Source organism: Mycobacterium hackensackense, from assembly GCF_025822555.1.
Taxonomy (GTDB): Bacteria; Actinomycetota; Actinomycetes; order Mycobacteriales; family Mycobacteriaceae; genus Mycobacterium; species Mycobacterium fluoranthenivorans.
In genome coordinates this window covers 13,791-29,851 of sequence record NZ_JACKUC010000029.1, presented here as the reverse complement: position 1 = coordinate 29,851, position 16,061 = coordinate 13,791, and the positions used below count along the sequence as shown (strand labels likewise).

At 64.0% G+C, this 16,061-nt stretch carries 16 protein-coding genes and 1 pseudogene; 7 read left to right on the top strand and 10 right to left on the bottom strand.

The window, feature by feature from the left end:
- The first annotated feature begins 115 nt into the window (after nucleotides 1–115).
- A complete protein-coding gene (locus H7J86_RS33345) occupies nucleotides 116–1,303 on the top strand; it encodes a PucR family transcriptional regulator (RefSeq protein ID WP_267289355.1) in 1,188 nt (395 codons plus the stop codon).
- Nucleotides 1,296–2,093 carry a serine aminopeptidase domain-containing protein gene (locus H7J86_RS03200; protein WP_267289354.1) on the top strand — a complete coding sequence of 266 codons (798 nt, stop codon included), beginning with the start codon at nucleotides 1,296–1,298 and terminating at the stop codon, nucleotides 2,091–2,093. The genes H7J86_RS33345 and H7J86_RS03200 overlap by 8 nt, the downstream gene beginning before the upstream one ends.
- Before the next feature lie 182 nt (nucleotides 2,094–2,275).
- Here H7J86_RS03200 and H7J86_RS03195 read toward each other — a convergent pair whose 3' ends face one another.
- Both H7J86_RS03195 and H7J86_RS03190 read right to left on the bottom strand, forming a co-directional pair.
- Nucleotides 2,276–3,754 carry a carboxylesterase/lipase family protein gene (locus H7J86_RS03195; protein WP_267289352.1) on the bottom strand — a complete coding sequence of 493 codons (1,479 nt, stop codon included), beginning with the start codon at nucleotides 3,752–3,754 and terminating at the stop codon, nucleotides 2,276–2,278.
- Nucleotides 3,755–3,870: 116 nt separating this feature from the next.
- Entirely contained in the window at nucleotides 3,871–4,305 is a 435-nt protein-coding gene (locus tag H7J86_RS03190; protein WP_267289350.1) for a nuclear transport factor 2 family protein, read from the bottom strand.
- Between the two features lie 171 nt (nucleotides 4,306–4,476).
- Here H7J86_RS03190 and H7J86_RS03185 point away from each other — a divergent pair, with 171 nt between their 5' ends.
- Nucleotides 4,477–4,755, top strand: coding sequence for a hypothetical protein (locus tag H7J86_RS03185; protein ID WP_267290555.1), 279 nt, complete (start codon nucleotides 4,477–4,479; stop codon nucleotides 4,753–4,755).
- Between the two features lie 60 nt (nucleotides 4,756–4,815).
- Here H7J86_RS03185 and H7J86_RS03180 read toward each other — a convergent pair whose 3' ends face one another.
- From H7J86_RS03180 to H7J86_RS03170, 3 genes and pseudogenes are all read right to left on the bottom strand, one after another.
- Nucleotides 4,816–5,994 carry a cytochrome P450 gene (locus H7J86_RS03180; RefSeq protein WP_267289348.1) on the bottom strand — a complete coding sequence of 393 codons (1,179 nt, stop codon included), beginning with the start codon at nucleotides 5,992–5,994 and terminating at the stop codon, nucleotides 4,816–4,818.
- Nucleotides 5,981–7,056: pseudogene (locus H7J86_RS03175) on the bottom strand (ABC1 kinase family protein). The gene H7J86_RS03180 and the pseudogene H7J86_RS03175 overlap by 14 nt, the downstream one beginning before the upstream one ends.
- 332 nt (nucleotides 7,057–7,388) lie before the next feature.
- The gene (locus tag H7J86_RS03170; protein WP_267289346.1) at nucleotides 7,389–8,837 is read right to left on the bottom strand and encodes an ABC1 kinase family protein; all 1,449 of its coding nucleotides are present in this window, start codon (nucleotides 8,835–8,837) and stop codon (nucleotides 7,389–7,391) included.
- 80 nt (nucleotides 8,838–8,917) lie between these two features.
- Between H7J86_RS03170 and H7J86_RS03165 the strand changes: the two genes are divergently transcribed.
- From H7J86_RS03165 to H7J86_RS03155, 4 genes are all read left to right on the top strand, one after another.
- Nucleotides 8,918–9,502, top strand: a complete 585-nt coding sequence (locus H7J86_RS03165) for a TetR/AcrR family transcriptional regulator (protein ID WP_267290553.1) — start codon at nucleotides 8,918–8,920, stop codon at nucleotides 9,500–9,502.
- Nucleotides 9,503–9,600: 98 nt separating this feature from the next.
- Nucleotides 9,601–10,155: a GNAT family N-acetyltransferase gene (locus H7J86_RS03160; RefSeq protein ID WP_267289344.1), complete on the top strand. Its 555-nt coding sequence runs from the start codon at nucleotides 9,601–9,603 to the stop codon at nucleotides 10,153–10,155.
- Nucleotides 10,156–10,244: 89 nt separating this feature from the next.
- Nucleotides 10,245–10,565, top strand: coding sequence for a PASTA domain-containing protein (locus H7J86_RS33525; protein ID WP_372517235.1), 321 nt, complete (start codon nucleotides 10,245–10,247; stop codon nucleotides 10,563–10,565).
- A 104-nt stretch (nucleotides 10,566–10,669) separates the two neighbouring features.
- Nucleotides 10,670–11,149: a GNAT family N-acetyltransferase gene (locus H7J86_RS03155; protein WP_267289342.1), complete on the top strand. Its 480-nt coding sequence runs from the start codon at nucleotides 10,670–10,672 to the stop codon at nucleotides 11,147–11,149.
- 136 nt (nucleotides 11,150–11,285) lie between these two features.
- Here the strand turns inward: H7J86_RS03155 and H7J86_RS03150 are convergent, their stop codons facing one another.
- The 5 genes from H7J86_RS03150 to H7J86_RS03130 form a co-directional block, all read right to left on the bottom strand.
- Nucleotides 11,286–12,416 carry an FAD-dependent oxidoreductase gene (locus H7J86_RS03150; RefSeq protein WP_267289341.1) on the bottom strand — a complete coding sequence of 377 codons (1,131 nt, stop codon included), beginning with the start codon at nucleotides 12,414–12,416 and terminating at the stop codon, nucleotides 11,286–11,288.
- A 215-nt stretch (nucleotides 12,417–12,631) separates the two neighbouring features.
- Nucleotides 12,632–13,024: a hypothetical protein gene (locus tag H7J86_RS03145; RefSeq protein ID WP_267289340.1), complete on the bottom strand. Its 393-nt coding sequence runs from the start codon at nucleotides 13,022–13,024 to the stop codon at nucleotides 12,632–12,634.
- Between the two features lie 28 nt (nucleotides 13,025–13,052).
- A complete protein-coding gene (locus H7J86_RS03140) occupies nucleotides 13,053–14,078 on the bottom strand; it encodes a tetratricopeptide repeat protein (RefSeq protein ID WP_267289338.1) in 1,026 nt (341 codons plus the stop codon).
- A complete protein-coding gene (locus tag H7J86_RS03135; protein WP_267289336.1) occupies nucleotides 14,075–15,298 on the bottom strand; it encodes an ATP-binding protein in 1,224 nt (407 codons plus the stop codon). The genes H7J86_RS03140 and H7J86_RS03135 overlap by 4 nt, the downstream gene beginning before the upstream one ends.
- Complete coding sequence (locus tag H7J86_RS03130; protein ID WP_267289334.1) at nucleotides 15,273–15,932, bottom strand: TetR/AcrR family transcriptional regulator; 660 nt, start codon at nucleotides 15,930–15,932, stop codon at nucleotides 15,273–15,275. The genes H7J86_RS03135 and H7J86_RS03130 overlap by 26 nt, the downstream gene beginning before the upstream one ends.
- Nucleotides 15,933–16,061 lie beyond the last annotated feature (129 nt).

The window sequence follows — 16,061 nt, the reverse complement described above, 5'->3', positions numbered from 1 at the left end:
TGTCCAATCATTCCTTGCGAGAACGCTCTGAGAATGGACGTGTGCCCTCATTTTCGGGTCGGCGTTTGTGCACGTGCACATATCGCTGTGCACCGTGAGCTGGCAGACTCGGATTGTGGACGTCGCCGCCTTCGCGCATGCCGTGGGAGAACGCCTGGGCCCGGACGTCCTGGCGACGTTGGTAGCCGCGATCGAGCCGCAACTCGACGAGCTGGCCGCGGACTTGACGAAGCTCTATCAGGCCAAGATTCCGGTGTACGTGCACTTCGACCCCACCGTGATCTACGCGAACACGAGGCTCATCCTCAGTCTGGTTGCCACCCAGTTGAGTGATGACAGTCAGTCGTTGAGCACCGATTCGCTGGCCAGCTTGGCACGTCATCTGGCCGATCAGGGCATTCCGCTGGACCCGGTTGCTCACAGCGTCCAGCTGGGCGCGCGTCGCATCTCCGGCATCTTGCGCGAGCGCGCAGTCGAGCTGGGTGTTTCGGATCATGTGGCGGCCGACGTGCAGGAGTTGGCGTGGGATTGGGCGACCGAGGGTGCGGCGGTGATCCACGCCGTCGAGCGAGATTTGGCCGTCGCCAGCGCGACGCGGCGGGCGGACTTTCTGCGCCAACTCGTCGCCGGTAGCCTCGCCCCTGCGGTTCTCGCTGACCACGCTCGACTGCACCACCTGGACCTCTCCGTCGCCTACCGCGTCGCGTGTATGCGACCGCCCGCGGGTGGATCGCTGTCCGACGTGGTGACCGTCCTACGGGTCCACGGGGCGACGCAAGAGCTTCCCGTCGTCGATGCGGTCGTCGACGGCATGCTGATCGCCGTGATGCCGCGGGTTCCCGACACGGTCCGCCAACCCGTCCCCGTCGGGCTCGGCCACGCGGTCAACCTGACGGATGCCAGCAGGTCTTACGCCCAGGCACGCCTCACCCTGCACATCGCAGAGCAGCATGACCTGACGGGTGTGCTCGAACTGGCGGACCTCGGGCCTCGGACCCTGCTGGCCGAGGCCGAGGACGCGGCCGTGATGCTGCATGAACGCCACCTTGCGCCGCTGCTCGATCTGGGCCGCAGCGGTGCCGAGGTCGCGGACACGGTGCTTGCCCTACTCACCCACGACCGACGGGTCAACGACACTGCGAGCGCATTGCATCTGCACCGCAACACCATTCACTACCGATTGACGCGTTTCGGTGAGGTCACCGGCTTGGACATCGACCGGACCGCCGATCTCGTGCTGGCCTGGTGGCTGCTCAACCGCAGGCAACTCCGCGATTCCAAGGGGGGCGCCGCCGATGTCTGATCACGTCGATCCGCTCGTTCTCGTTGCCCCTGCCATGGCTATCGGATCGCAGTACTACACCCGGTTGACGGCAGCGTTCGAGCGCGTCGGTTGGACGGCCAGAGCGCTGCCCCGCCGCGGATTCGAAGCCGGCGCACCCAGGGCCAGTCGCACCCACGACTGGTCCTACGGTGACGAGATCGGCGACATTGCCGATGCTGTCGCGCAGGCACGGTCACTGGATGCCGCCCGCCCGGTGCTGATCCTCGGCCACAGTCTCGGTGGCCAGCTCGCAGTCGGGCACCAACTCACGTGCGATCCCGCTGACGGCATCATCACCGTCGGGGCATGTGTGCCGCACTACCGTCACTACCGTTTCGGTGGCGTGCACGTCGCGGCCATGGGATGTCTAGCGGTGCCTGCGCTCACCGCCGCCTGCGGATACCTGCCACGGCCCGCCTTCGGAGGTCCCGGCGCGCGAACACTCATGCGGGAGTGGGCTCGTATGGCACGCACGGGGCGGACCCCGTTCACCGCGGTCGAGCCGATCGCCACGCCCAGCCTGCTGATCAGCATGCACGACGACACCTTGGCCCCGAAGCGGGGCGTCGATGATCTCGCCCGTCGATTCTTCGAACCGAAGTGCGTTGTCCGAGAGCATCTTCGACCGGATGATGTTCCCGAGGGAGTGAGCAACGACCATATTGCGTGGGCGCGCACACCCTCGGCAGTGGTGGATCGCGCGGTGGCGTGGTGGACGACACGCGCGGTACGACGACGATCTGAAGAGTGCGGCGTCCGTCCGAATTGACGTGGTACCCCGGCTCGGCGAAACGTGCGATCGATTCCCGGGATCCAAGGATGCGCACAGCGTGTACAGCGCGTCTCGTGGTGTTGGTGTTCGCAGTGCAATTCCCTATGTCGTGGAGGGCACTCGTGATGAACTGAGACCTGTTTTCGCACCCGATCGAGTTAGAAGGGTCGGCGTTCGCTTCAGTCGATGCGGTCAAGCGCTGCGAATCGATGGTTCTCCCAGAGTCTGCGGGAAGCTTCTTCGGGGTAGGACCGGTCGGTCGTCGTGGTGTCGTAAACCCGCGTGGATCGAGTGTTCGGCTCATAGGCTGCCCAACCCGGTTCGCCACGGGCGGCGAATGCGGCCCAGTCTGTGCGCATCGCGTGGGAGACCTGGACGTATTCGTCGGGGGCGCCCGGGTGTACGGAGGGGTGGTTGGTGATGTCGTCGCGGTCGAGTGTGCCGAGGACCAAGAGCATGTCCAGACTGTGGGAGGCGCCCTCATCGGGGTTGAAACCCCACGCCAGTTCGTAAAGCCATGCGGTGCCGCCCCCCGCACGGTGGGCAGTGGCGAGGTGTTGGCACGGCATTCGGAAAAGCCAATCGGCGTTCACCGTCTCGTAAAGCTGCGAGGTGGTGGCCTCCGGGTAGGCTGCGCGATACTGACTTGGGGCGCAGGTGTTGGGCCCGAGCCTGTCGACTGTTTCAGCGAAGAGTTCGTCGGATACGGGCTGTCCGCGCAGTGGATTGAAAAGCGAGTATTCGTCGCGTGTGTGCCCGCAGACGAGGTTGATGCCGCGGGCAGCGCCACCAGCTAGTGCACGCCACGGCGCGTCGGGCAGGATCACGCCGTCGACGATGGGGGAGAAGGGCGTCGGAGTCAGCGCCATGGGACCCCAGACGTTGACAAAGTCGGGCATACGACGCAGAAGGCCGAAGCTCGCGTTGGCCAGGGTGTGGGGCGAGAATTGTTGCAATTCAGCGACTGTGGGTCGGGCGCTGAGTTCGGCGGCGATCTCTCCCGCGACCGCTGCGGCGAGATTCTCGGTGAAGAATGTGCCAGGTGGGCTTTGGGCGATTGCGCGGTGAAACAGCCCCTTCGCTGCAGGCATCACAAGAAGAGACGCGACGCTGCCGCCACCCGCGGATTGCCCGAACACGCTGACATTGGCGGGGTTCCCGCCGAAAGCTGCGATGTTGTCGTGCACCCAGTGCAAGGCGGCGATCTGGTCAAGCAGGCCACGATTGTTCGGTGCTCCGGCAATGCAGGCAAACCCCTCGACGCCGACGCGGTAGTTCAGGCTCACCATCACCACCCCGGTCCTGGCGAGAAGTGCACCGTCTTGGTGCGGATTGGCGGTATGGCCTTCCAGATAACGGCCACCGTGGATCCACACCATGACCGGCAGCCCAGCGACACCGGGATCTGGCGACCACACGTTAAGTGTGAGCCACTCCGTATCTACGTCAGAAGTCGTCGCGTCAGGTTGGGGTGCCGGGGGGCCAAACTGCACCGCGTCACGAACGCCGACCCATCGCGTGGTCGGGACGGGGTAACCGAAGCGGTGGCGGCCGACAGGCGGTTGCGCATAAGGGATGCCGCGGAATATGGCCACGGCATTCTCCCACCTGCCGCGCACAGTTCCTGCCGTGGTACGAACCTCAGGGTCGGCAGCCATTACCCGATTTCATCACGATTCTGGTGACGAACAACGACCGAGACGTTTATGTCTCCCTGGTCTCCGGACGCTCGGTAGCTTGCGGGACAACGGTCACCGTCTCGGCGAGATTGATGTCAAGACGTGTACCACCGCCACCAGGCGGACGGGTGGCGCAGCAAGGTGGGTAGCACCGTGAGGGGATCGAAATAGGTTGCCCGTTCGGTGGCCTTGCCATCGTCGAGGACGAGGCGATTCACCGTGGGCCAGTCGAGGGTGTCGCGGCCGAGGCGGGCGTGCAGGGTGAATTCGATGAAGATCAATTCGTCCGTGCCGGACCAGCGGTCGATGCTGGCATTCAGGCCAGGGAGACAGCGGCAAAACCGTTCGAACTGTTTCTGCGCGGCGACGATCCCTTCGGTTGTTGGTGCCAGGGGCTGGGTCAGTATCACGTCGGGGTGAAGCAGCTCAGGTAGACGCCGAGGCGACGGGTTGTGCCAGAAGTCAGTGAACCTTGCTACGAACTCGTCAGCAGTACTGGATGGACTCATATCCCTACCGTCGCCGGTCATGACCGCCATCTCTAGCCCGGGCGCTGCCATGTACTGCCAACCGCCGGCGTTTCGTCGCCGATGTGCCGCGGCGGGTGTGCTTGAAGGTCAGCGTCGACGGGGATCGTCTGGCTAGGTCCAAATTCGGTTGGATTCCAAGCTGCCACATGCCAACCTCACATAGTGAAGCAGATGTTCTACGTCTTTCTGTGGGCGCGCTCGGGGATGGAACAGGCTCTCGTCGATTACGAAGATGCGGTACTGGCGCTAGTGGGAGAGCACAGCGGGAAGGTTGTACATCGGGCTCGGACCGATGGTGCTGCGGGCCGACCGCTGGAGATACAGCTCTTTGAATGGGCCTCGGCGGAGGCAATGGATGGTTTCATGGCTGATCCACGCCGGACCATACTATCCCGGCAACGTGAGCTTGCTATCGCGCGGACTGAGATTGTGCCGGTGCAGCCGGTCTGATGAATGGTCGAAAGATGGGCGTGACCGGGCAGGGCTGCCCCCACTGCTGGAGAGTCTTGCCTATTCGGTGAATCGCACTGGCACTGTTTGGGGTCCGCGGATGGCCGTTGTTTGGCGCCAACTCGGCGTGCCGGCGAGTTCGGGCTTGCGAGCCAGCATGCTTTGTAGTGCGGTGACGGTCTCCAGACGGGCGAGCGTGGCTCCGAGACAGTAGTGGGCGCCGTGGCCGAAGGTCAGAGGTGGGGGGCCTGAGCGGCTGGGCCGGTAGCGGTCGGGCTCGTCATAGGTTGCGGGATCGCGATTGGCCGCGGCCAGACAGACCACGACACCGTCGCCGCACGGGATCTCGACGCCGTCGATCTTGTGGTCGGCGGTGGCGGTGCGTGCGGTGGCTTGTACGGGGGAGTCCAGGCGCAGCAATTCGGTGAATGTTCCAGGATCCTTGGGGTCGAACGTGTCGGCCAGTCGAGTGCCATCTGCGGCGACCGTGAGCAGCCGGATCAGCGCCGCGCCAAGCAAGTTGGCGGTGGTTTCGTGGCCGGCGACGGCGATGAGGATAGCGCTGGTGGTGACTTCGTCGAGGCTCAGATCTGGATCGGTGGCCAGCACGCTGAGCAGGTCGTCTCGGGGGTGTGCTCGGCGGTCGGCGGCGGCCGGTAGGAAGTCGGCGATAAGCGCTCCCGAGGCGGCCAGTCCTTCGTCGAGGGCCTGTTGATCGGTGAAACCGCCGAGCAGGCGAATAATGGCGGGGGAGTGGTCGCGCAGCGTCGCGCACTGGTCGGGTTCCAATCCCAGCCAGGCCCCGATGACGGCAACCGGAAGCGGCAGCGCGATCCGGGACATCAGGTCGAAGGATTCGCCAGCGGGGATCGAGTTGATGACGTCGCCGCATATGGCTTCGATCCCTTCGGCGAGACCGCTGATGAAGTTGCGGCTGAACAGGTCTCGGACTGCGCCTCTTAAGCGAGAATGTGAAGGACCGTCGGTGAAGAGCATGTTGGATTCGACGATGGCGGCGTTAAGTTGGACCTCGCGGTTGGCGGGATTACCACGGGGATCGGTGCTCCAGTGCGGGTCGGCGAGCACGTCGCGTGCTGCAGGATGGCTCAGTATCAGCCAGGCCTGGGCGGTGTCGTCCCACACGACGGTGCCGTCGTGGTGGCGGGCTTCATAGAATGGGTAGGGGTCGGCTGCGTCCCACGGCAGCCGGGGCGCGACTCGGATGTCAGGGGTGGTCATGGTGCTCCAATGCGCCGGGCAGGCCGCGTTCGCGGACCCAGGCGTGGTGTTGGTTTCCAAGTTCGGTGGTGGGCTCGGCGACGCCGTCCATGTCGTCGGCAATCGAGCGGGCCGGCAGCGTTGCGTTTAGTGAGCCGCAGATGTTGGTGAGGGCTTGCTGGACCCGCGGGGCGAACACGAAGTCATCTGGTGCGGACATGCGCGACAACGGGTTCGCCGCATCCACGCCGAAGAGCCACCGCGCCGACCGGGCGCCGCAGTCAGGCGTGTAAGTGAAAGGTTGTTCGCTAACGAGCTCGTAGAAGACCTGTGAGTAGAACCCATATAGGTCCGCACCTGTCAACGGTGAGTCAGCGGTGATGAAGCCGGCTCGCACGAGCGCCTCGCGGAGATCATCTCTGCGGTTGTCGAGCACATTGCGCACGACAGACACCCATTGTCGGCGCTTCTTCTCGGGAAGAGTCTTGACACAGCCGAAGTCAACGAAGCCAACGGACCCATCATCGTTGAATCTGTAGTTGCCCGGGTGCGGATCGGCGTGCAGGAGGTTGGCATGCCTGAAGTTGCCGTACGAGAAGCGCAATATCGTTTCAGCCCATACGTTCTTCAGATCTTGATCGGCGTGTTGCGCGGCGTCCCAACCCATCCCCGCGAGGTAAGTCAGGGTGAGTACGCGGCTACTGGAAGCTTCGGCGATGACTTCGGGGATCCGGATAACGGGTGTCCGCGGTAGAGCCCACCGAAAGTTGCGACAGTGGTCGCTTCACGTTGGTAATCGAGCTCCTCGCCGATCCGCATGGTCAACTCCCGCGCCAGCGTCCGTGGATTGAACACCATCCCAGATGCTGAGGTTGCAAACCGCAGGAACGTCGCCACCAACTCGGTATTGGCGAGGTCACTTTGGATCGCGTGTGCCACGCCTGGGTACTGGACTTTCACAGCGACCTCGCGTCCGTCGTGCAGTGTTGCCCGATGCACTTGCCCGATAGATGCAGCTGCAATCGGGATGGCACTGAAGTCGGCGAATGTCCCAACACCAGAGGCAAGTTCGCTGTCGAGCATCTCGTGAACAAGTTCCGGAGCCATCGGTGGCGCATCGGATTGCAGCCGGGTGAGAGCCTTCTGGTACGGAGCAAATCCACCAGTACCTAGGCTTTGCATGTCGATCATCGAGGCGAGTTGCCCAATCTTCATCAGGGCGCCTTTGGAATGGCCGAGCATTTCCGCGTAACGTTCGGCGGTGCGCTCGTGGAAGCGCTCGACTGCGCCTTCGTCGCCGGCTCGCTGTTGCAATCCCGCCACCAGTCGACCGCCGGCCGCACGGGCGGTGAATCCCGCCAGTGGCATTGTTCGGCGGATCCGGCCCTGTGGCACCGATCGGCCCGCTCCGGCCATCAGCGGTTTCCGTCCACACGGACACCTGCGGTGCCGCGGTGGTCGTCGTGGTTGTCCAGCGCACCCGGTAGGCCGCGATGCCGGACCCAGGCGTGGTGTTGTTGGCCCAACTCGGTGATCGGTTCGGCGACACCGTCCATATCATCGACGATGCTGCGTGCCGGCAAGGTGACGTGCAGAGTGGCGCAAAGCTTGGTCAACGCCTGGTTGACGCGCGGTGCGAACGCGTAATCGTCGGGGATGTGCATGCGCGATAACGGATTGGCCGAGTCGGGGCTGAACATCCAGCGGGCAGTGCGCGTGGTGCTTCTGGTGGTGTAGGTGACCGGCTGCGGTGCGGCGATGAAGTCGTAGAAGACCTGAGTCCAGAAGTCGCGGAGGTTCTCACCGGTCATGGGAAAGTCCTCGGTCATGAACCCGGCCTCGATCACGTCGGCGCGGAGCGCATCGAGATTCTTGTCGATCGTGTTGCGCACGATCGAGATCCACAGTCGACGTTTGTCCTCGGGCAGGACTTTGATGCAGCCGAAGTCGACGAATCCGACGCTGCCGTCGTCCCTGAAACGGTAGTTACCCGGGTGTGGGTCAGCATGCAGCAGATTGGAATGGCGCAGGTTGGCATAGCTGAACCGGGTAACGACTTCGGCCCAGGTGTTCTTCAAGTCTTGGTCGGCGTGTTGCGCTGCGCTCCAGCCGATTCCTTCCATGAAGGTCATCGTCAGGACGTGGTCACTGCAAGCCTGTGTGACGACCTCGGGAACGCGAAAGAATGGGTGGTCGCCATACAGGTGATGGAAAGTGTCGATCATCGCGGCCTCGCGCCGGTAGTCGACTTCTTCCACGATGCGTGCGGTGTACTCGCGCGCCAGTGCGCGTGGATCCAGGACAATGCCCGACGCTGACGTGGCAAAGCGGAGAAAAGTCGCCACGAGTTCGGTGTTGGCGAGATCCTCCCGGATGGCCTGCGCGACACCGGGGTACTGCACTTTGACGGCGACATCGCGGCCGTCGGGCAGGACGGCCCGGTGCACTTGGCCTATAGACGCAGACGCGACAGGTTCGTCGACAAACGCAGCGAAGGTATTTGTGCCGTCGGGCAGTTCCCGGTGGAGGATGTCGTGGACGAGTTCGGCCGCCATCGGCGGAGCGTCAGCCTGTAGTCGCGTCAGCGCTGTCTGATAGGGCGCGAACCCGCCCGATCCCACCTCGGAGGAGTCGATCAATGACATCAGTTGTCCGAGTTTCATCAGGGCGCCCTTGGATTGGCCGAGCAGGTCGACGTAGCGCTCTGCGGTGCGCTCGTGGAACCGCCCCACCGCGCCGTCGTCACCGACGCGCTGTTGCAATCCCGCCACCAATCGCCCACCAGCCGCGCGGGCGGTGAATCCCGCCAGCGGCATCGTCCGTCGAATCCGGCCCTGGGGCACGTGCGTCTCGCCTGTCGGCATCCCGGACTCCTTCCCGCGGATTGATCGCGAGTAGTAAAGTGGATACAGACAGACAGTAAGTGATCACTTTGGAGGTGTCAATGACGGCTCCGACTCGCGATCGGCTACTCACCGAAGCGATGCGGTTGTTCAGCGACAAGGGTTTTGAGGCGACGAGCGTCGCCCAAATAGAGGCCGCCGCGGGGCTGGCTGCCGGATCCGGCGCCCTGTATCGGCATTTCAAATCTAAAGACGCCCTGCTGACCGCTGGGATAGACCGCCAATTCGACCGCCGTGCCGCCATGGGTGATATTCGAGCGTTGTTCGCCGGCCTTGGAGATCTGCACAGTGAGCTGACGGTGCTGGGTCGCTACCTACTCAGCGTCATCGACCAGGAATCCGAACTGCTGCAGATCGCCGCGCGCACCCCCGCAGGCCTGTCCGACCGCCTCGACACGGCTTACGCTGCACTCGTTGACGGGCTTACCGCTGAATTGGCCGGTTGGCTGCACAGCTGGAATCCGGATCTCACAGCCAAAGAACGCGACACCTTGGCAGCTCTCGGAGTCAACGGACTGCTCGGTGCACGGATCGCTGCACACCTGTTTCGTCGTAACCAGGCTCAGGTGCCTGACGGCGACTACCTCGCCGAGTGGACCACTGTATTGGCCGGGCGTATTTCGTGACGTCAGCCGACTCATCGCTATCACCAGTGGGGTGGCGACAGCACGGAAACAAGGCCCCGTCGGTGCGTAATAGTGGTCCTGTGCCTGGTGGTTCAACAGTGACGGCGCCCTCCATCGGAGGCGACCGGTTGGTGCTGAGAAATGCACGCGACGGCGACGTCGAGGGCGTGATCGAAACCCAGGTTGACGCGCGTGTGCGGCGTTTCCTGGGCGGACCGCGGCCGGAACATGATGTCCGGGCGGCCTTGGAGTCGGTCGGCGCCGCGGCGCTGCTCGGGGGCGCAGGTTGCTATGTGGTGGCGTCGAAGGAGACCGACGAGATGTTGGGCACGGTGGTGCTCGACCGGCGTGGACCCGACATGCCAGGTCATCTTGAGGATGGTGGAAACGAGTTGGAGTTGACGTATGTGTTCCGACGGCATGTCTGGGGCAGAGGGTATGCAGTTGAAGCCGCTCGCTTGTTGCTGCGCAGTGCAGCCGCAGAGCTTTGCGATCAACCGGTCCTGATCATCACTCAAACGGCCAACCATGCATCTCTTCGCGTGGCTGAACGGCTGGGGTTCGCCAGCGTTGACACGTTTGAGCAATGGGGTGCTGAACAGACCTTGGCGGCCGCGCAGCTGCATACATTTCGGGCCGGAGATTGGCGCTAGGCGCGATTGCTACCGCATAGAATCGTGTTGTGCAGAGGCAGCCACGGACCGCAGGCGCAGTGTTGCGGGCGGTGCTGCTCCCACTTGTGATGCTGATTGCGGGCGCTGCGCAGGCGTGTTCGTTGAGTGATGGTCCACCGCAAGCAGTTCCGACGATGACGTCCGCACCGACGGCGGCCTCGTCTGCCCCGGCGCCGTCGCTCCTGGTGATGCCAAATGTGACCGGTATGCGGTGGGGTGACGTTGATCGGAGTCTGCGGTCGATCGGTTGGTCGGGCACCCTGGTGAAAGGACCAGACGTGAACGACGAGCGCTACCCGGCCGGCGCCGTAGCGTCACAAAGTCCGGCCCCAGGAGAGCATCTCGGAACAACCGCCCCGATCACGTTGCATTTCGTGAATCCTGGCTAAGGTGCCGGCCTTTCGACACCACCCGACGCATGTGGGTGTGACGTGAATCTGTCGAAGCGTGAAAAGGCGATGAGTTTCGCCGGCGGGACTGCCAGAATCGCACTATGTCTCAGGATCCGACGCTAAGGTTGCGCGCTGCTACGGCCGCCGACGAAGCCTTTGTGGTCGAGATGGCTCGCCATGCCTGCATCATCGAGGACTGGCCGCTTCCTGATCCGGATGACGACGAGGTGCTCGACATGTTGCCGCCACCAGGTGAGATACCGATTATCGCCGAAGACCAAGCCGGCGAACTGGTAGGGGCGACATGGATATGGCACAACGATCCGCCGCTTCGTCGCGACGCTCACGGTAAATCGATCCCCGAACTGTGCATCGGCGTCGCGCCCGGCCGCCGCGGGGCGGGCATCGGTGGTGCGCTCTTGGACGCGTTGTTCGCTCGATGCGCGCAGTCCATGGATGAGATGTGCACCAATGTCCACGTACGGAATCCGGCTCAACGTCTCTACGAACGCAAGGGTTTCACGACGATTGGTCAGGGCCGCGGGCCGCTGGGCTTGGCGATGCTCAAGGATCTGCGTTGAGTGGAAGTAACACGGTGAAAGATCTACCGGTGTCGTTGTGGACGGCAGTGCGTGCGGATATCCAGTATCTACAGTGGGATTGACGAGACAAGCCGTGAGTCTGACGGGCTTGCCGGTGCCGCTTCTCGGTGACCGATTATCTGAGCAGCCGGGCGAACAGGTCTACGGTGCTGCGGGGTGCGTCAGGACCGAAGAACCGCTGCAGGTTCTCTGCACTGCGTCGGGCGACCTCGGCGCTACGCGGGAAGAGCGCCTTCTCGTAAGCGGTCAATGCCCCCTCGATATCGGCGGGGTGCGTGGCGATCTGGAGGGCCAGCGCTGCGCCGTCGAACATGGCGAGATTGGCGCCCTCTCCGGCGAACGGCGACATGAGGTGGGCAGCATCGCCGATCAGCGTCACACCGGGCACCCGTTTCCAGCGATGTGTCGTGGGTAGAGCGTAGATCGGGCGCAGTAGGGGATTGCTCATGTTGTCCAACACCAGGGTGGTCAGCGTAGGGGCCCAGTGCTCGAAGCGCCGGGCCACCAGTGCCCGCATCGCGGCCGGCTCAGCGGTGTCGACGGACTCGACCAGTTCGAGCGGGGTGTTGATGGCGACGTAACCGCTGAGCGTCTCATCGGCGTTGTGGTGGGCCAAGATACCCTGCCCGGGGGCCACCGCCATAAGCGTGCCACGGCCGATGACCTCAGCGCTCTCGCGGGAGAGCAGTTGTCCAGCGGCAGAGCTGATCTCGATGAAGCAGGTGCCCGTATAGGCCGCCTCGGCGGTGGAGATGCTGCGGCGCACTCTCGACCAGGCGCCATCGGCGCCTACGACGATCTCCGCCGTGATTGTTGAGCCGTCGGCGAAGTGCACCGCAGGGCGACGACCGGGGGCGGTGAGTACGCCGGTCGCCTTGCGTCCCCAGTGGATCGTGCCTTCAGGAAGCGAGGCGATCAGCATGGTGCGCAGCTCGCCGCGGTCCACCTCGGGCCTGGTGTCGAGGTTGCTGCCGCCCCAGTCGAACAGGACGGTGCCGTTGCGGTCGGTGATGCGTTTGGCGTCGTGGCCTGGGCGGATGAGGCTGCGAAACGGCTCGAAAAGGCCGGCCTCGCGTAGGGCCGCTTGCCCGGTGGGTAGGTGAATGTCCAGTAGGCCGCCCTGAGTGCGCACCTCGGCTGAGGCTTCGGCATCGTAAATTGCGGAGGGTACGCCATGGCGATGCAGTGTGCGGGCCAGTAGCAGGCCGCCCAGTCCGGCCCCAATGATGACTATCGATAACGACATTCAGCGCTCCTCGGTGACGGCACGACGGGTGTCGGGCTGTTCGGTCAAAGGGCGCTGGGTTGTCGAGACTGCGGGACTCGGCGACCGTGTCGACGACCGGATGAGCGGTCGCTTTTCGCGTTGACCGCCAAGCTACACGCAGTCGATCGACCCGACAACTCGCGAATGCCTCGTGATGGCGATCCCGCTGTGCGTCGGCACATGCCGTGGCGCACCTATCCGCTGATTGGCCCGGCCAGCGCGGCGATCCTCCAGGCAGCCCACAGTGTGGTTCCCTGTGCGAGGACGCCGATCAGTGGTAACCAGAACGCGATTCTGTTGCGCCCCAACTGAATGAGGCCAATACCGGAGAACAGACCGGCCGGTGCCATCGAAGCGAGCGCGATCCACATGGCGTAGTTGATCCACTTTTCGTCGCCGCACGTCTGGTAGGCGCAGTTGTCGATGCTCATCGGTATGGCCATGAAGCTCATGAACGCAAGCAGGGCCCCGCCGACCTGGACCGCGATCAACAGCAGACAGGCGGTGACGTCAGCGATCCGGACGCCACGGGAGGGTTCGCGAGCGTGCTCTCTGGCGGCGATGGCGGCGGCGATTTCATCCGACACGTTCCCTGAACGCTCGCTGTCGGCGATCTCAGCTGCCCTCTTTCCATCCGATGATGGTGATGATCAAGCCGAAGACGAGCAGCGCGACAGCCGAGGCCTGCAATGTCATCGTCTGAACACCGAGGTTGGCCGGGATAGCGACCGCCACCGAAGCTACCGATACCAGGATCCGCAGCACCAGCATCGGTCGGCGCTTCAACACTGCCGGCCAAGCGCGCCTTGGAATGATCCGCGCTGCCCGGAACACCCAGCCCAGCAGAACGATCAGGCCGAGGAGGCTGGCGGCCCCGGCGAGCCGATACGGCACCTGTTGCGCGTCTCGTGATCCTGCGACGATGGTGCCGGCGAAGAAGCAGACCACCACTCCGGCAAGTGTGCTCCAGCGCAACGGCATACGCAGCGCAGCGCCGACGTTGCCCCGCACCAGATCGCCGAGCTTGGGATCCATGCGAGCCGCTCCGAGAAACCCGGACAGCGCAGTGGTCCAGCGTCCACGCTTCAACCCGTTGAGGGCCATGTTGTGCATTGCGGCTGAATGGTCGGGATCCAAGCGCAATGTTTCGGCGTACGCGGCGTCGGACTCGCCGATACGCCCGAGCTTTTGCAGGATGAGGCCACGCTGAAAATGGACATCCGCGCTCGCGGGCTGCAGGCGTAACGCCTCCTCCACACAGAGCAGCGCCGTCTGGTACTGCCACCCTGCGGCCAACACGATCGCGTAGGTGTAGTGCGTCAGGTAGTCGTTGGGTTCACTCACCACGGCGCGATAGGCGACCTGCGCAGCAGCCTCACGCTCATCGATGCCGGACAGTGCCAGCGCGTACATACGCATCGCTGCCGCGCATCCCGGCGCCACGCGCAATGCCGAATGTGCGGTGTACATTGCCAATTCCGGTGCGCCCATGCGCAACTGCGCACGCGACAGCTCCGTCAGCAGGTCCGCGTGATCAGGATGCTCCGCCAGCGCTGCGGTGAGTATCTGTGCAGCACGGTCGGTGCGATCCACGGCGAGGTAGGCATCTGCCGTTGTGAGCGCGTCCTCGACGGAGGTCAACGAAACTTCCTACGCCGCATGTACTTCGCCAACTCGTCGTAGGTTCCGTCGTTGTTGCCGAATTCGACGATGTTGCGTGCCACGTCGAACCACGGCCCGGTGCTCGGCTTGATCTGGGCGAGCGCGGATTCGAGATCCGACATGCCGACCGGGCGAACCTCACCGGTCTGCAGGGAATCAGCCAACGCGATCTGCGTCGCCGACTCGCAGGCGTGCGCCAGATCTGCTCCGGATAATCCTTCGGTGCGGTCCGCAAGCCTGCGTAGGTCGATGCCTGCGACCGGTCGATCCCGCAGGTTCGAACGCAGAATCTCCGTCCGCGCATCAGTGTCGGGCAAGCCGACGAAGACCATCCGGTCGAACCGGCCGGGGCGGCGGAGCGCTGGGTCGACGTCCCACGGCATGTTCGTCGCACCGAGCACGTAGACGCCATCGTTCGACGATGTCGCTGAATCCAGTTCCGCGAGCAGAGTGTTGACCACCAGCCGCAGAGATGAGTGACTGCTCAGGGCAGCGCGACGCTGGCCGAGCGCATCGACCTCGTCGAAGAACAGCACACATGGCGAGTTGCGCCGAGCGGTCTCGAAGACCTCATGCAAGGCCCGTTCGGAGGCGCCGAACCAGCGGTGCAACACGTCGGCGATGCCGACCGGTAAGAAGCTGGCGCCCAGTTCCCCTGAAATGGCCCTGGCCAGGAACGTTTTCCCGCAGCCCGGCGGGCCGTAGAGCAGCAGGCCGCCGCGCGCCGAGATCTTGTAGGCCTTCATCATTTCCGGGTTACTGATCGGGCCCAACAGGGAGAGTTCCAGTTGCTTCTTCACCTCTGGCATGCCGGCAACATCGCGTAACCGAACCGTGCTGCGTTGCACCGATTCATAGTCAGCCTCGTCCAGCGCTGACGGGCGATCGTGAGAATCCACGAATGCCGGCTCGATGATGTGGGAGACCTGCTGCTCGGCGGCCGGCCAGTCGAAGCCTTCCCCGGCTGCGGTTGGGGCGGGGTCGGCCTTGGTGGTCAACGCGTTGCTGCACCGCTGCAGCAACGCGACGGCCGTCGCATTCGTGGCGTCCTGGGCCAGCGCCGCGCTGCAGTGGCCGAGTGCTTCGGTCACCTGACCATCCTGTAACAGCCGCTCGGCCAGGTGAAGCCGTAATCCGACCGCCTCTGGTGCCCGTTCCACGGCCGCCGTCAACTCATTGATCAATGCATCCTGCGTCAAAACGTCCCCCCATGGCCGCGTTGCTAGCCGCGATGCTACTCAACCGCGCCACCGCCGGAACGGGAGCCGTCAGCATCGCGGCGAGCATCTCGATGACCTCGTCCAGGCTTCCGGCGCAGGTCGACGGACTGCCTGCCGTCCGTTCGAGTTCGGCGAGCAGTGCGAACATCGCGGTTCCCAGCGCTGCGACCCGACGTCGGCGCGCCGAAGAGTCGGTCGTCGGGATCATGCGGGCCAGGCGGTCGAGCACCTCACTCCACGCCGAATCCTCGGCGTTGTCGGTATCGGTCGGCAGGTAGACGGCGGCCGCCCTGAGAAACTGTGCATAGCAGTCACTTTCGACTGTCGTCAGCGGCAGCACCAGCACTCTCAACAGGGCGTGCACGTCATGGCCGGCGGCGGGCCCTAACGCGTCGAGCATGAGCCGTCGTTCGCGTTCCATGGGCTGGAGTCGACGTTGCACCACGGCGTCGATCAGCTCCTGGCGATTGCGGAAGTAGTAGTTGACCGCGGAGTTGTTGCGCTGGCCGGCGGCCTGCGCGATATCGCGCAACGGCACCTGGGCGCCGCGCTCTGCGATCAGCCGTTCGGCTGCGTCCAAGATTGCCGTTCGGGCCTGCTGACCTCGCCTCATGGGCAGAATAATAATCGCACCTGACAAAATAAGCATTTGTGCTTAAAGTGTGAGGTGCGGAAAGAGGAGGCCATCGTGGCTGCAGGCAACAACGACATCCGGGATGACGTCCGGGAGATCGACACGGGC

What these genes read in the sequence shown, in the direction of transcription:
- H7J86_RS03200 (WP_267289354.1), top strand. Translation starts at nt 1,296, where the DNA reads ATGTCTGATCACGTCGATCCGCTCGTTCTCGTTGCCCCTGCCATGGCT.
- H7J86_RS03195 (WP_267289352.1), bottom strand. Translation starts at nt 3,754, where the DNA reads ATGGCTGCCGACCCTGAGGTTCGTACCACGGCAGGAACTGTGCGCGGC.
- H7J86_RS03190 (WP_267289350.1), bottom strand. Translation starts at nt 4,305, where the DNA reads ATGACCGGCGACGGTAGGGATATGAGTCCATCCAGTACTGCTGACGAG.
- H7J86_RS03185 (WP_267290555.1), top strand. Translation starts at nt 4,477, where the DNA reads ATGTTCTACGTCTTTCTGTGGGCGCGCTCGGGGATGGAACAGGCTCTC.
- H7J86_RS03180 (WP_267289348.1), bottom strand. Translation starts at nt 5,994, where the DNA reads ATGACCACCCCTGACATCCGAGTCGCGCCCCGGCTGCCGTGGGACGCA.
- H7J86_RS03170 (WP_267289346.1), bottom strand. Translation starts at nt 8,837, where the DNA reads ATGCCGACAGGCGAGACGCACGTGCCCCAGGGCCGGATTCGACGGACG.
- H7J86_RS03165 (WP_267290553.1), top strand. Translation starts at nt 8,918, where the DNA reads ATGACGGCTCCGACTCGCGATCGGCTACTCACCGAAGCGATGCGGTTG.
- H7J86_RS33525 (WP_372517235.1), top strand. Translation starts at nt 10,245, where the DNA reads ATGCTGATTGCGGGCGCTGCGCAGGCGTGTTCGTTGAGTGATGGTCCA.
- H7J86_RS03155 (WP_267289342.1), top strand. Translation starts at nt 10,670, where the DNA reads ATGTCTCAGGATCCGACGCTAAGGTTGCGCGCTGCTACGGCCGCCGAC.
- H7J86_RS03150 (WP_267289341.1), bottom strand. Translation starts at nt 12,416, where the DNA reads ATGTCGTTATCGATAGTCATCATTGGGGCCGGACTGGGCGGCCTGCTA.
- H7J86_RS03130 (WP_267289334.1), bottom strand. Translation starts at nt 15,932, where the DNA reads ATGAGGCGAGGTCAGCAGGCCCGAACGGCAATCTTGGACGCAGCCGAA.